Raw genomic sequence first — 15,088 nt, 5'->3', positions numbered from 1 at the left:
TTGTCAATGAAAAATCTATTTCAATCCTACCAAAGCATTTGCATTCGGGTCCCAGACTTTCAATCTGAAACATGCTACGATATCCCATGGATTCAATGAAGTTGTTTTTGCTTTCTGCAATTCCGGAAGACTGGCCATGGTCTCAGGAAGGCGATAAAACGGAATCTTCGAATTCATATGGTGGATATGATGGTAGCCGATATTGGCGGTTACCCATTTCCAGAATGGATTCATCACCATATAGCTCGAAGAGGAGATCGCTGCTTCTTCGTAACACCAGTCGTCTTTTTCACGGAAAGTGGCTCCCGGAAAATTATGCTGTGCATAAAACAGGTAAGCTCCGATCATAAAGGCCAGCATAAAAGGCACTACAGCAGCGAGTAGCCAGGTAAACCAACCCAGGTAAACAAAGATCAATACGCTGGCAGTGAAATGAACAATCAATGCGATCATTGAATCCCAGTGACGCTTAGGCGCACTCATAAAAGAACGTACACACATGCCGAAAATGAACATGGTGATATAGCCGAAAAAAATAGTCAGCGGATGTCGGATGGCCAGGTAGCTTCTCTGTTCTGCTTTGGATGATTGCAGAAACCGTTGCTTGGTCATGATAGGATACGATCCGATACTGGCGCTGAATAATTTGCAATTGTGGTTGTGATGATAATCATGTGAGCGCTTCCAGATGCTGGTGGGAGCGAGAATGAAAATACCATACAAAGTGAAAAGCACCTTTGCAGGCATTGACCGGTTCAGTATGGTGTGATGCTGGTGATCGTGATAGATCACAAACATACGAACCATGGTAAGTCCTGCGGCGAGACTGCAGGCAATCCGTAATAAACTGTTTTCCAGAAAATAAATGCCTGCAAAGAAGGCTGTCAGAATTGCTAAGGTAGAAATGCTGAATAACCAGCTTTTCCAGACGATTTCTTTAGCAAAGGGTTTTGTAGCAAGGATCAATTGCCTGCCCGTTTTGATTTGCATAACTTGAGAGTAAGGGGATTTTTAACATTTAACTTTTAACTGCCGGGCGTTTATGCTTCCATCGTTTATGTGTCCAGAGCCATAATTCGGGCTGTTCCTTAATATCTTTTTCTAATCTGCTGGTGTGTAATTCTGTGATCTTTCCGTCAGTAGTATTTTTAGAGTCTTCCGACAATACTTCGGCCAGTATAGTATAATAACCTCTTTTCAGGCGCTTTATTGTTATGTATACTATGGGATAATCCATTTTTTTGGCAATCTTTTCTGTTCCCTGGAAAACGGGCGTGTCCTGGTTGAGAAAGGTTGTCCACAAGGCGTTGTCTGGTTGTGGGGTTTGGTCTGCGATGAATGCTGTGGCGCTGATCATTGTTTTATTCCGCACCATGTCTTTGAATGTATCGCGCATGGCAATCAGTCCGGTGCCGAAACGCGTACGCATATGATACATCAATCCGTTGAGGTATTTGTTGGAAAGCGGATGGTACACTACAAACAGTTTTTGTTTGCAGGTAAGGCTGAATGTATTGCCGGCCCATTCCCAATTACCATAATGTCCCATTACTATGATGATGCTTTTCCCTTCCTGGTGGTATCTGTCGAAAATTTCTTTTGCCTCCGCACTTAATGTGCAATGCTTCAGCATGGAAGATTTGCTGATGGTAAGTGTTTTGAAGGTTTCAGGAAAGAGATCGCAGAGATAATGGTAAAAATCCTTGCACAGCCTTTTTAATTCTGCTTCCGATTTATCGGGGAAAGAATTGCGCAGGTTTTGCATCACTACTTTTTTGCGATAGCCGACAATATAGTAGAGCACAAAGTAAAACCCATCACAAACTATGTATAAGATTGGAAACGGAAGTAGGGACAACAAATAGATGAACGGTAGCGAAATGTAATAAATCAGGCCTTGCATGTGGGAACGAATATAGTTTCTTCGGTTTACATATGGAACAAGGCGGAGGGTGTTATTACCGATTTAACACCCTGAATTGAGCAATTCTGCACATTTTTAATGCGGGTTTCATGATTGGGGGTTGAGTTTTTCCGTGTCGCGTAAGCAATTCGGGCCCGAATTGCTCTAATCTCCATAAAAAGTAAGGCGCGTAAGTTTGGAGGCTTTGCATTCCAGTGCATAGCTGATCACTTCATCGATCTGTTGTTTGTCTCCGGGAAGCATGCTGGCCAGTTCTTTCAGCTCTGTAATCAGCTCATCCATCATAGAAGCGTTGAAAGTAGCATCTCCAAAAGGGACTACCTTTTTCAGTAACAGGAATTTTTCGTTGCGGGGAATCCTTTCTCCGGTAAGGTTAAGTTCCTCAGGCATTGTTCTGATGGGATTCCCTTTTTCATCTTCCATAATGATGGTCCAGCCCATAGTTCTGTATTCAGGTTTGGTAATGATTCTTCTTCAATAATAGTTTATTTCAGGGGAGTTCAGCTTATAGAAAACAATGAGAAGAAATTTCAGAATAGAATAAAAGTGATGCTAAAACAGGAAAGAAGGAGCTGAAGTTTGCTGTGAAAAAGTTGCACAATAGTTCTTCCGGGGCAGTGATTTTGTAGATTATGATCAGGTTTTAAACTGGTTCCGGAAGAGTCTAAAAACGACAAAAGTCGCTACCAGAGCGACTTTCAGACTTTTGTACCGCGTACGGGATTCGAACCCGTATCACCACCGTGAAAGGGTGGTGTCCTAACCCTTAGACGAACGCGGCGTTGTAAGGGAGTGCAAAGATAGGGGCACACGTATTTCCCGCCAAAAAAAATATCAAAAATGGGCAAAAATCTCCGCCATTTTTCTTTCAGTTGGTTTCAGTTTCTTCCGAACGCTTATTCCTGCTGAACTTCATCAAATTACTGTATTCCAATTAACAGCAAACCGTTAACTTCGCTCCGCATTTTTTCACCAATTAAATTTCACCTCACAATGAGTACAGTTAAAGTGGCGATCAATGGTTTTGGCCGTATCGGCCGTTTGGTTTATCGCCAAATCTACAAAATGGAAGGTATTGACGTTGTAGCGATCAATGACCTTACCAGTCCGAAAGTATTGGCTCACCTTCTGAAGTACGACAGCGCACAAGGCCGCTTCGATGCTGACGTGAAGTCTACTGATAGCTCTATTATCGTGAATGGTGACGAAGTGAAGATCTATGCTCAGAAAAATCCTGCTGATATTCCATGGGGTCAACATGGTGTAGACGTAGTTCTCGAGTGCACTGGCTTCTTCACAGACAAAGACAAAGCTGCCGCTCACATCACTGCAGGAGCCAGGAAAGTGGTGATCTCCGCACCAGCTACAGGCGACCTGAAGACAATCGTATTCAACGTTAACCACAATATTCTGGATGGTTCTGAAACCATCATCAGCTGCGCAAGCTGCACTACCAACTGTCTCGCGCCTGTTGCTGATGTGCTCGACAAACAGTTCGGAATCGTGAATGGCCTGATGACTACCATCCATGCCTACACGAACGATCAGAACACCCAGGATGCTCCTCACCCCAAAGGTGATCTCCGCCGCGCACGCGCTGCTGCTCAGAACATCGTTCCAAACAGCACCGGTGCTGCAAAAGCAATCGGTCTGGTTCTTCCAAACCTGAAAGGCAAACTCGACGGTTCCGCTCAACGCGTTCCTGTACTCACCGGTTCACTCACAGAAGTAACTGCAGTACTCGGAAAGAAAACAACTGTTGAAGAAGTAAATGCTGCAATGAAATCTGCCGCCAACGAAAGCTTCGGTTATACCGAAGACGAAATCGTGAGCAGCGATATCATCGGTATCCACTACGGATCTCTGTTCGACGCTACTCAAACACGCGTTCAGACAGTAGGCGACACTCAACTGGTTCGCGTAGTGAGCTGGTACGATAACGAAATGAGCTATGTTAGCCAGCTCGTTCGTACTGTGCATTATTTTGCTGGTCTGATCAGCAAATAACTTCGTTCTAAACATATCTCAGGCGCCACATCAGCTATGCAGGTAATAACCAGCCCTGTTGTTGTGGCGCTTTTTTTCTTCTTAAAAAGAAAATATGTCAACATTCAGCCAATTCAACTTTCAAGGACTCAAAGCATTGGTACGCGTAGATTTCAACGTTCCCCTCAATGCTGAATTTCAGATCACCGACGATACCCGCATGAAAGCTGCCGTTCCCACCATTCAGAAAATTCTGAAAGACGGTGGCAGCGTGATCCTCATGAGCCATCTCGGCAGACCGAAAGATGGTCCTTCAGAAAAATATTCTCTGAAACACCTGGTAAAGCACCTGTCTGATCTGCTTGGCGGAACTACCGTTCTCTTCGCAAACGACTGCGTTGGCGAACAGGCTTTCCTCACAGCCAATATGCTGAAGCCGGGCGAAGTGCTGCTGCTCGAAAATCTCCGTTTCTACAAAGAAGAAGAAAAGGGTGATGAAGCATTTGCAAAGAAACTGTCTACCCTCGGTGATGTGTATGTGAACGATGCCTTCGGCACCGCTCACCGTGCACACGCTTCTACGGCTGTTATTGCTCAGTTCTTCCCTAAAGACAAAAGAATGTTTGGTCTGCTGATGGAAGGCGAAGTGGCCAGCGCAGAAAAAGTATTGCATCAGGCTCAGAAGCCATTCACCGCTATCATTGGCGGAGCAAAGGTTTCAGACAAGATCCTCATCATCGAAAACCTGCTGGATGTTGCAACCGATATCATCATCGGAGGTGGCATGGCTTATACTTTCGAGAAAGCGCAGGGCGGAAAGATCGGCAACTCACTCTGTGAAGACGATCGCCTGCAAACCGCTGTGGAGCTGCTGAAAAAAGCAGAAGCCAAAGGTGTTTGCATCCATCTTCCTTCAGATTCCACCATCGCAGATAAGTTCGATGCCAATGCACAAACATCAGGCGCACCAAGCAATAATATTCCTGATGGCTGGATGGGACTCGATATCGGCCCCAATGCCTGCGAGCAGTTCACCAATGTGATCAAACGCTCTAAAACCATTCTCTGGAATGGACCAATGGGCGTATTCGAAATGGAAAAATTCCAGCACGGAACCAAAACAATCGCTACTGCAGTTGCTGAAGCAACACAGCAGGGCGCTTTCTCCCTCGTGGGTGGTGGCGACTCTGTAGCAGCTGTGAACCAGTTCGGGTTTTCAGAAAAAGTGAGCTACGTATCAACAGGTGGTGGCGCAATGCTGGAATACTTCGAAGGCAAACAATTGCCTGGTATTGCAGCTGTGAACGCATAACAACTGAATTACTACCATATTGAAAGAGCAGACCTTTGGGCCTGCTCTTTTTGTTTGGGTACTCTTCTCATGTGATCTGTTATCTAACCAGTGCTCTAAAAACATCTGTTCAGTAACGTGGTTTCTATTTTCCAGCGGCCTTACTGATTTCAATTATCTTATCATTACTCCCGTTGCTGGTGCAGAGATACACTTTGCCTGCAGGCGAAATGCATACATCGCGCAGCCTTCCGTATTTATTGGCATAGAATTCATTGGTGGCATCGATAGAAATATTGTTGCTGCCGAGTTGCAGCTGAAACAGTGTGCTTCCTTTGAGTGTGCAAAGAAGCAGTGAATTTTTCCATTGCGGTATGAGATCGTGGTTGTAGAGATCCATTCCGGAAACAGCGATGGTTGGTGTCCATGCTTTGATGGGCTCTGCCACCTGATTGGCATTGCAGAAGCTTTGCTCGCTGCTGGTATTGCAGAACCCCTGCACGGTGGGCCATCCGTAGTTTCTGCCTTTTTGAATGATGTTCACTTCATCATCATTATTGGGACCATGCTCGGAGCTGTAGAGCAGGTTGTTTCCGAAAACCAATCCCTGTGCATTGCGGTGCCCGATGCTCCAGATGGCGCTGCCGGGAAAAGGATTGTCTGCAGGAATGCTTCCGTCGGTATTGATGCGCAGCACTTTTCCATTGAGTACACCCATGTTCTGTGAGTTGGCTCCCTGTTGCGCATCGCCGGTGGTGATGTACAGTTTTTTATCCGGACCAAAAGCCAGCCTGCAACCATTATGGTTAGCCGCTGCAAGCAGATTGTCGAGCAGAATGGTGGCGTTGGAAAGATTGCCGTTGCTGTAGCTGTACCGAACGATCTTCTCTCTGTAGAGGCCTGCATTATTGTAATTGTAAGCAACAAATACCTGCGGCGTAGAGCTGAAATCCGGATGCAGGGCCATGCCCAGCAATCCGCCTTCGCCCTGTGCTGCAACATCATTGATGGTAAGGAGCGGAATCACATTTCCGTTAGTGGGATTGATGCGGCTGATCTTGCCGCCTCTTTCGGTTACCCAGATATGATCGTCTGGCCCCCAGACTATTTCCCATGGGAAAGAAAGATTGCTGGTCAATACTTTGTCTGTAAGATCGGCCGGGGTAACCGGTGGTTTTTCGCTGCTGCGTTTGCAGGCGACAGCAGCAAGCAGCAGTAAATAAAGGATTGGTTTCATGTAATATTCCTGATTATTGGTACACTAATGAATACGAAAACTGTGCCGCAGCCGTTTGGTTTGACATTCAACTGCGGTAAGGCGTTGTACAGGAAGGCAAAATTTACTTGTCCTGTTTAACAAAAGCCTTAATTTTAATACGTAATCAAATATTATACAAAATGAAATCGCGTAATCTTGTTCTTATCATTATTGTAGGCATTATACTTGTTCTCGGCGGTTGCGCATGCAACGGTTATAATGGTATGGTAAAGCTGGATGAAGAAGTAAAGGCAAAATGGGCGAATGTTCAGAGTGACTACCAACGTCGTGCAGACCTGATTCCCAACCTGGTGAATACTGTAAAAGGGTATGCAAACTTTGAGCAGGAAACCCTCACCAAAGTGATCGAGGCAAGAGCAAAAGCTACATCAGTAAACATCAATGCAGATAACCTCACACCGGAGAACCTGGCCAAATTCCAACAGGCACAGGGCGAAGTGAGTGGTGCACTCAGCCGTCTGCTGGTAACAGTAGAAAAATATCCTGACCTCAAAGCAAATCAGAACTTCCTGGATCTGCAGAAGCAATTGGAAGGAACAGAAAACCGCATCAAGGTTTCCCGTAACGATTTCAACACTGCAGTTCAGGGCTACAATACAACTGTACGCAGATTCCCGAACAATATCTTCGCAGGCATGTTCGGATTCAGCTCCAAAGAGCCATTCAAAGCTGATCCCGGTTCAGAGAAAGCGCCAGATGTAAAATTCTAATCAATACAGTAATTACCTCATGGCATTATTTTCTTTCCTCCGTAAAACTGTGTTCTTCTCACAGGAAGAGCAACAGCGAATTACTGATGCAATCAGAGAAGCCGAAAGAAGAACCAGTGGAGAAGTGCGTGTATTCATCGAGAGCCGCTGCCGGTTTGTAGATCCGCTCGACAGGGCTGCTGAGATCTTCCTTGGTCTGAAAATGGATCAGACCGACGAGCACAATGCCGTACTGGTATATGTTGCCGTGAAAGATCATCAGTTTGCTGTACTGGCCGATGGCGGCATTCACAAAAAAGTTGGCGATGTTTTCTGGAATGCAGAAGTGGCTGCCATGCGCAAACACTTTTTGCAGGATCATGTAACAGATGCCATCGTTGAAGTGATCACCGATATCGGCGAAGCACTGCACACGCACTTCCCGTACGACAGGGATAACGATAAAAATGAATTGCCGGATGAGATCGTCTTTGGCAGGTAAACCAGAAATCAATCTGATGAAGAGACTTGTTTTCATACTTTCCTTATCGCTGGTGTTCTTCACCGGCTTTGCACAGGATATCGGCTCCATCATCAAGAGCAAACCCACCACCCTCGTAAATGATTATGCAGGTGTGCTGAGTGCAGGCGATAAACAGGATCTTGAGAAACTGCTGGTAGCCTATGACGATTCAACTTCCAACCAGATTGCCGTAGTACTGGTAAAAACACTTTCCGACCGACCCATTGAGGAAACTGCATTGCAGCTCTACCGCAGCTGGGGGATCGGTAACAAGAAAACCAATAACGGTGTTCTGATTCTGGCAGCTATTGATGACCGTCAGATCCGCATCGAAGTAGGCTACGGTCTCGAAGGTGCGATACCAGATATCACAGCCAACCAGATCATCAGATCGGATATTGGCCCCAACTTCAGGGACGGAAATTATGCTCAGGGGCTTTCTGCCGCAGCTGCATCGTTGATCAAAGCAGCCGCAGGCGAATACAAAGCGCCCAAAGATTATAACAAACGCAAAGAGCGCAGCGGCGGCATCGGAACGGCAGCTATTATCATCTTTGTTGTTATCGTAATTCTCATTGGAGGATTTGGTGGCGGCAGCGGTGGTGGCGGATTCATGAGCCGGAGAGGTTACCGCGGTGTAGGCCCCACAATCTTCTGGCCCAGTGGCGGAGGTGGATGGTCTGGCGGCGGCGGTGGCGGCGGCTGGTCCGGTGGTGGAGGAGGCGGCTTCGGAGGCTTCGGCGGAGGAAGCAGCGGCGGTGGCGGCGCAAGCGGCAGCTGGTAAAAAATATTCAAAGCGGGATTGAAAGATCCCGCTTTTTTTTGCCCATATTTATGTGAGCAACAGCCTGGATCTGCAATTGGGCTGCATCAAAATCATCTTAACCTTTTCAGATGAAATCAATTCTTGCCTTATTCGTTTTGCTGATGGGCGCCATCTGCACACGCGCGCAGGATCTCGATGTGATCATTTCCACGATGCCCGATAAAAGGGTGAACGATTATGCAAAAGTGCTCAGCAAAGATGCCGCTGCCAAACTCGAAGCCAAACTCGTTGCCTTCGATAACAAAACCACTACACAGATTGCCATATTGCTGGTAGATTCACTCGAAGGCAGAAACCTCGACGAAACCGCCAATGCCATTCTCAACACCTGGGGTATCGGACAGAAAGGAAAGAACAATGGCATACTCATATTCGCCGCCATCAAAGACCGAAAGATCAGGATCGAGATAGGTGATGGTCTCGTTGAAGCCATCCCCAATATTAAAGCAGCTGATATCATCAAAAAAGATATCGTTCCTTACTTCAAAGAAAAGAAGTACTTCACAGGACTGAACAAAGCCACAACGTCGTTGATGAAGCTGGCCATCAAAACTTTTCCTCCGAAGAAAGAAGCAGCCAGTAAAGTACGGAGCAACTGAAGTGGAAGCTGTGATAGATCGCATCCAGCAGTTACCGAAATCACAGGGCGGCACTGCTGTGTTCCCTTCAAAATAAAGAGAGGCGACCTTCGTGGGGTCGCCTCTCTTTTGTAAGATATGCCTGAGTGATTAGAATCCTTTCTGACCACCGAGTTTAGACTTCACATATTCGATCTGCTCTTTGTAAGCAGATTTATCTGCTGCAGTTGCCATCTTAGCTTCTTTTGCTTTGATGGTTGCATTGGACAGGAAGTTGTTCACCACCTGATCGTATCCGTAAGGTTTCAGCACTTCTCTGAAGCTGATCACTGCATCCACTCCGCGTTTGAAGTCGGCAGTGTTGTTGATCTTTCCGAGGTATTCGCAGAAAGTAGGGAGCAGATTGAACTTAGCTTCTGAAAGCGGCATATTGTCGAAAGTAGTTGCTACCAGATTGAATGCACTCTCGTCGCCGGACTGAGCCAGTACTTTAGTGATTGAACCAGTCATGGCGCCTTTCAGTTTGCCACCTGCTGCAATTTTCTTAGCTGCTGCGAGAGCGGCTGCATTGTCCTTTTTCAGCAGCGCTTCGAGTGATGCACCTGCAACGCTGTAAGAAGAATCGTTGATGCCTTTGTTGTAGATGGCATTGTAAGCAACATTATCGTAGTTCTCCAGCGCTTCGATAGCAGCTGCACGAACTACAGATTTAACATCATTCTTCGCGATGTCGGCGAGAATTGGTTCTACTGCTGATTTTACGGTAGCATTCTTCAGATCGAGTCTGCTTACGGTCATCATGCGGAGGCCGAAGTATTTATCTTTCAGCGCCTGCTTCAGCAGATCGAGTGCTTTTGAATTGTCCTGATTCTTCAGTGCGAAGTCGATTGCTTCACGACGGTCGAGGAACAGTCCGGCATTTTTGTACTGATGGATGTAGTTGTCGAGCGTTTTGTTGTCTTTCTTCACAGTGAGGAGGATCTTGTCTCCGTCTACATTCACCAGTTCTGGTCTGTTGTTGTATTTGAAAGTGAAGGTGTCGATTGCGTTCTTCACCCAAACTTTGTAACGTTCTTTTTTAGCGCCATTGTATACATCGATTGCGATAGGCAGTGTGAATACCTTGCCTGTTTTCTGTGTTTGTTTGATGATCACAGAAACGGTTTTGGCGTTGTCGTTGTACACGTAATCGATATCGAGGAGAGGATGTCCGTCTCCGAAATACCACTGGTTGAAGAACCAGTTGAGATCCTGACCGGTAACTTTTTCGAAAGCAAGGCGGAGGTTATGCGCCTCAGCTGCCTGGAATCTGTTTTCGGTGAGGTAGATGTTGAGGGCTTTGCTGAATGCATCATCTCCAACATAGTTGCGGAGCATGTGCAGAATGCGGCCACCTTTATTGTAGCTAACGGCATCGAACATGGCTTCTTTATCGGGATAATGGAAGCGAACGAGGTCTTTTTTCTCGCTGCCGCTGTTGAGGTATCCCATCATGTCGCTGAAGTTCTGAGCGTCGCCGGCGTCTTTTCCGTATTTGTATTCGTCCCACAGTGTTTCGCTGTAGTTGGCGAAAGATTCGTTAACGGTGAGGTTACTCCAGCTTTCGGCAGTAACGTAGTCGCCGAACCAGTGGTGGAACAGTTCGTGAGCGATGGTGCTTTCCCATGCGTTGCCGTCGATCAGTTCGCGTGCATCCTGTTGCGCGCTTTCCTGATGGAGGGTAGCAGTGGTGTTTTCCATAGCACCGCTCACATAGTCGCGGGCAGTCATCTGAGCATATTTAGCCCATGGGTAGTCGATGCCGGTGAGTTTTGAGAAGAAGGTCATCATTTCGGGAGTGTTGCCGAAGATCTTTCTGGCAACTGAAGCGTACTCGTGTTCTACGTAGTAGCTTACTTCTTTTCCTTTCCAGGTGTCTTTGATCACTGCGTAATCACCCACGCCCATGAAGAAAAGGTAAGGAGCGTGCGGGAGATCCATTTTCCAATGGTCGGTACGTGTTCCGTTCGCATTCTTTTTGGAAGATACCAGGGTACCGTTGGAGAGGGAAACGTATTTGGCAGGAACCGTCATGATGGTTTCCTGAGTGGTCTTCATGTTTGGTTTGTCGATGGTAGGCACCCATACTGAAGTGGCTTCGGTTTCGCCTTGCGTCCAGATCTGAGTGGGTTTGTCTTTTTCTTCGCCTTTGGGATTGATGAAGTAGAGACCTTTTGCATCGGTGATAGCGGCTGAGCCTTTCACTTTTACTTCGTTGGGCTTGGCAGTATAATCGATGAAGATGGTGTAGTTCTCGCCGTTTTTGTAAGTTTTATCCAGTTGGATGCGGATGTTCTGGCCATCATAATCATACTTGAGCGGGCTGGTGGCGGTTCCTTTAACGAGGGCCACATTGCGGATGTCCATTCCTTTTGCGTCGAGCTCCAGGGAGTCGGTGGGGTAGAAATGGGGTTTGAGGGTGATCCATACCTTACCGTTCATGTACGATTTGTCGTAGTCGAAGTTTACGTCTACTTTGGTATGAACCAGATCATTAACTATTGAGTAGCTTCCACGGTACTCCTTCTTCCAGGAAGTGTCCTGTGCTTCTGCCTGATGGTCCTGCGCTACCAGGTTCTGTACGGTAGCCAGTGCTAATGCTCCAACGAGGAATTTCTTCATGATGAAAATTTATTATGGCGTAAAGATATACGTCTGCCTTATTAAACATTCCAAAAATATGTACAAGTGGCGGCTCGATTATTGCAAATGAGTAGATTTGCCGAACAGCAATCCCTTCTGCAGATGATGCGAAACGTAATAGCTATAATAGTCTGCCTGTTGGCTACAACGGGTTTATATGCACAGGACAGGTATTTTCTGAGCATCCAGAGTGCAGATCAGCAGCCGTTTTATGTGAGGATAGCGAACACAACCTACAGTTCATCGTCCATTGGTCATGTGGTGGTGCCTTCGCTGGGCGACAGCACCTATCAGGTATCCCTTGGTTTTCCACTGAATAAATATCCCGAACAGCAGTACCTGATTTCCTTCAACCGGAAAGATCTTGGGTATACATTAAAAAATACAGATGGTCAGGACTGGAAGCTGATCAACTGGGAATCGGGCGCCAGTCTTACGGCCAAACAGGTTCCGTCTTCCGGTGGCAATGCCATCTGGTATGGCGAAAAGAAGAAGGAAAGTGCATTTACCAATCTGATGGCAGCCGTGGTGAATGATTCCGCCGTGCTGTATGTGGCGTCGGTGAAGAATATTCCTGCACAGCAGGAAGTATTTGCACAGGCGAATACACCAATTGCTGCTGAGGCTGTGCAAACCGGGACTGCAGCTGCGACAAAAGACAGTGTGCTGGCCGTTTCCGGGGCTGCAACCACTATAAATGTTGCCGACAAAGCAATTGATTCTACTGTGAGCGCCAGCATTCAGAACAAGGATACAGCAACAGTTGTGCAGGTTGCACAACCGGTTTCTCCGGATACGACAGCTGTAGTGAAGAATACAATCATCGCAGAACCGGTAAAAGCAGATACATCATCCGTTGCATCGAAGGTGGTTGATTCAGCAGCATCGGTTGCGGCCAGTCAGGTTGAAGCTGTGTCACCCAAAGCAGTCGGCACCACTTCAACAGAATCTTCCGGTACACCTATATTAGTATATACTGCTCCGAAGCCATCCATATATAAGATACAGGATTTCGATTATGCAAAGTCCCGCAATATGAGGTATGTAGACAGTACCGGCGGAGTCAGGGATACCATTTCTGTGATCATCGACTTCGAGGCGGATGAGATAAAGCCTTCCGCAGCGCCTGAGAAGGTAGTGTCGGTTGATACATCCTCCCAAAAACAGGAAACGGTAACCAGGGCAGCTCAGGTACCGGCCGCAGTTGCCACAACACCGGCATCACAGCCGGTTTCAGGTACTTCAACAACCGGTAATGAAACTGCTACGGGTGCAACTGCTAAGAATAAAACCGAACAGACCAATAATAAAGAAGCGGTCAATACAGTTGCGACTCCGGTAACGGCTACAGTTCCAAAAGACAATCCGGCAACTGCTCCGGCAACAGAGCCCGCAGAAACAGAAAAGAAAAAGCTGGTACTGATCAATTCCGACTGTGCGAACTTCGCTACAGACAATGATATCGATAAGCTCCGTGTGAAACTGATGGATATGTCAGATACGGATGCGAAGCTGGCTGCAACCCGCAAGCTGCTTAAATCGAAATGCATCTATACCCGTCAGATCAGGGCATTGAGTGAGTTGTTTACCAATGATGAAGGCAGATATAAATTCTTCGAGACCTGTTATCCGCTTACGGCCGATACCAGCGAGTTCCGTCAGTTGCGGAACTTATTGAGTGAAGATGCGTACATTGCCCGTTTTAAAACCCTCGTCAGGATGAAAGACTGATCTGTATTGCAGTTCAGCAGACTACCAGACATAATCTCCGAGTAATAATGGCCCGATACTTTATTGAAGTGAGTTATAAAGGCACCCGCTATGCAGGTTTTCAGGTGCAGGACAATGTATTGACAATACAGAGTGAGGTGGAAAAGGCGTTGCAGGTGTATTTCAGGAGGCAGGTGAATCTTACGGGATCGAGCAGAACGGATTCCGGCGTGCATGCCTGGCAGAACTATTTCCATTTCGATGCAGATTTTGCAGTTCCCGACAGGGCAATCTATAATCTCAATTCAATACTTCCGGGGGATATAGCTATTCGCAGTATCAGGCAGATGCCGGATGAGGCGCATGCGCGTTTCGATGCCATCGCGCGGGAGTATGAGTATACAGTATATAAAGAGAAGAATCCGTTTATCGCCGACAGGGGATATTACTTTCCTTATACGGTAGAGGAGGAGTTGCTGAAGCAGGCGGCAGGCATCATAAAAGAGTATACCGATTTCACCAGTTTCTCCAAACGGAATACACAGGTAAGAACCTTCAATTGTAATATTATATATAGTGAGTGGGTGAGGAGAGAAGATACACTGGTATACAGAGTGAAGGCAAACCGTTTTCTGCGGGGGATGGTGAGAGGATTAACGGGTACGATGTTGAAGGTTGCACGGGGGAAGATGAGTCTGGATGATTTGCGTAGTGTAATAGAAGCGAAGGATTGTACAGGAGCAGATTTTTCAGTTCCCGGTCATGGATTACTGTTAGTAAAGGTAGAATACCCTGCCGGATACTTTGAGAAAGCGATACGATAGTAGTGTATAATGATAGTATATAAGCGTGAATGAATAACAACTGCGTACATCTTCAAAAAAATATTCGCGCTGAAACCCTTGCTGGTACTGCATTTTAACAATCACTTTGAAAATAGTTTCAAAATATATTTGGCAGGAAGTTGAACACCCTTATCTTTGCACCCCGCTTGAGAAAAACGGATAGAGAGTAAAGAAAAGAAGAACAGAAGATTCGTTTAAAAGCACAGGTTCTTTGTAAAGGTTGATAAAGGAAGTAGAAAAGAAAAGAGTGAAAAGTTGAAGAAAGATTTGGTGGTAAAAATGAAACACTCTACCTTCGCACCCCGCTTCAAAAAGTGATACAGTTCTTTCCCCATTACTAGTCAGTACAGCGAAAAAAAAGTAGTCAAAAATCAAAAGAAATTTTGGTTTGAATATCAGAGACTGCTACCTTCGCACCCCGATTAAAAATGAAGAAACGAAGAGTAAGAAAAGAGGTCGGAAAGTTAGTATAGTTCTTAATGAATACGGTGAGTAAGCGAAGTAAAAAAGAGAGAGAAAAAATGAAGAAAGATTTGGTGTGAATGATTAACTCTCCTACCTTTGCAACCCGTTAGAAAACAACCGGTTAGGTTGTTAGAAAACGAAAAGGGTTTTTGAAAAAAGAGGAAGAAAAAGTGAAAAGAAATTTGGTGTGAATGATTCCTTCTCTTACCTTTGCAACCCATTCAAAATTAGCAAGTTCTTTAAATGTTGTTCGGTGGTAGATGAGGAGAAATGCTCTGGTAAAACGGAGT

13 protein-coding genes and 1 tRNA gene are annotated in these 15,088 nt (G+C 46.1%); 8 read left to right on the top strand and 6 right to left on the bottom strand.

All coding sequences use genetic code 11. The features are described from left to right. Window positions 1–15 precede the first annotated feature (15 nt). The 4 genes from HHL16_RS24300 to HHL16_RS24285 all read right to left on the bottom strand — a co-directional run bounded on the left by HHL16_RS24300 (window position 16) and on the right by HHL16_RS24285 (window position 2,705). A complete protein-coding gene (locus tag HHL16_RS24300; RefSeq protein ID WP_169428017.1) occupies window positions 16–990 on the bottom strand; it encodes a fatty acid desaturase in 975 nt (324 codons plus the stop codon). Between the two features lie 28 nt (window positions 991–1,018). Beyond that, window positions 1,019–1,903, bottom strand: a complete 885-nt coding sequence (locus HHL16_RS24295; RefSeq protein WP_169428015.1) for a lysophospholipid acyltransferase family protein — start codon at window positions 1,901–1,903, stop codon at window positions 1,019–1,021. Between the two features lie 165 nt (window positions 1,904–2,068). Beyond that, the gene (locus HHL16_RS24290) at window positions 2,069–2,365 is read right to left on the bottom strand and encodes a hypothetical protein (protein WP_169428013.1); all 297 of its coding nucleotides are present in this window, start codon (window positions 2,363–2,365) and stop codon (window positions 2,069–2,071) included. A gap of 268 nt (window positions 2,366–2,633) precedes the next feature. Next, window positions 2,634–2,705, bottom strand: a tRNA-Glu gene (locus tag HHL16_RS24285). Between the two features lie 212 nt (window positions 2,706–2,917). Here HHL16_RS24285 and gap point away from each other — a divergent pair. Both gap and HHL16_RS24275 read left to right on the top strand, forming a co-directional pair. Further along, on the top strand, window positions 2,918–3,931 hold the full coding sequence (gene gap / locus HHL16_RS24280; RefSeq protein WP_169428011.1) for a type I glyceraldehyde-3-phosphate dehydrogenase: 1,014 nt from the start codon (window positions 2,918–2,920) through the stop codon (window positions 3,929–3,931). Between the two features lie 94 nt (window positions 3,932–4,025). Beyond that, window positions 4,026–5,222 carry a phosphoglycerate kinase gene (locus HHL16_RS24275; protein WP_169428009.1) on the top strand — a complete coding sequence of 399 codons (1,197 nt, stop codon included), beginning with the start codon at window positions 4,026–4,028 and terminating at the stop codon, window positions 5,220–5,222. A gap of 124 nt (window positions 5,223–5,346) precedes the next feature. Here the strand turns inward: HHL16_RS24275 and HHL16_RS24270 are convergent, their stop codons facing one another. Further along, a complete protein-coding gene (locus tag HHL16_RS24270; protein WP_169428007.1) occupies window positions 5,347–6,438 on the bottom strand; it encodes a PQQ-dependent sugar dehydrogenase in 1,092 nt (363 codons plus the stop codon). 161 nt (window positions 6,439–6,599) lie between these two features. On the opposite strand from HHL16_RS24270, the gene HHL16_RS24265 reads away from it, so the two are divergent. From HHL16_RS24265 to HHL16_RS24250, 4 genes are all read left to right on the top strand, one after another. Then, a complete protein-coding gene (locus HHL16_RS24265; protein ID WP_169428005.1) occupies window positions 6,600–7,190 on the top strand; it encodes a LemA family protein in 591 nt (196 codons plus the stop codon). A gap of 19 nt (window positions 7,191–7,209) precedes the next feature. Further along, complete coding sequence (locus HHL16_RS24260; protein WP_169428003.1) at window positions 7,210–7,671, top strand: TPM domain-containing protein; 462 nt, start codon at window positions 7,210–7,212, stop codon at window positions 7,669–7,671. Then, entirely contained in the window at window positions 7,649–8,476 is an 828-nt protein-coding gene (locus HHL16_RS25255) for a TPM domain-containing protein (RefSeq protein ID WP_277349417.1), read from the top strand. Before HHL16_RS24260 ends, HHL16_RS25255 begins: the two co-directional genes overlap by 23 nt. Before the next feature lie 110 nt (window positions 8,477–8,586). Beyond that, window positions 8,587–9,117, top strand: a complete 531-nt coding sequence (locus tag HHL16_RS24250) for a TPM domain-containing protein (RefSeq protein ID WP_169428000.1) — start codon at window positions 8,587–8,589, stop codon at window positions 9,115–9,117. A gap of 129 nt (window positions 9,118–9,246) precedes the next feature. On the opposite strand, the gene HHL16_RS24245 is transcribed toward HHL16_RS24250, so the two are convergent. After that, window positions 9,247–11,757: a M1 family metallopeptidase gene (locus HHL16_RS24245; RefSeq protein ID WP_169427998.1), complete on the bottom strand. Its 2,511-nt coding sequence runs from the start codon at window positions 11,755–11,757 to the stop codon at window positions 9,247–9,249. 123 nt (window positions 11,758–11,880) lie between these two features. Here HHL16_RS24245 and HHL16_RS24240 point away from each other — a divergent pair, with 123 nt between their 5' ends. Both HHL16_RS24240 and truA read left to right on the top strand, forming a co-directional pair. Continuing rightward, window positions 11,881–13,509, top strand: a complete 1,629-nt coding sequence (locus HHL16_RS24240; RefSeq protein ID WP_169427996.1) for a hypothetical protein — start codon at window positions 11,881–11,883, stop codon at window positions 13,507–13,509. Window positions 13,510–13,556: 47 nt separating this feature from the next. After that, window positions 13,557–14,312, top strand: coding sequence for a tRNA pseudouridine(38-40) synthase TruA (truA, locus tag HHL16_RS24235; RefSeq protein WP_169427994.1), 756 nt, complete (start codon window positions 13,557–13,559; stop codon window positions 14,310–14,312). The last annotated feature ends 776 nt before the right edge of the window (window positions 14,313–15,088 follow it).

The sequence above is a fragment of the Pseudoflavitalea sp. G-6-1-2 genome (assembly GCF_012927185.1).
GTDB lineage: Bacteria > Bacteroidota > Bacteroidia > Chitinophagales > Chitinophagaceae > Pseudobacter.
Note: the sequence above shows the minus strand (reverse complement) of the source record. Positions and strands in the feature narration are given on the sequence as shown.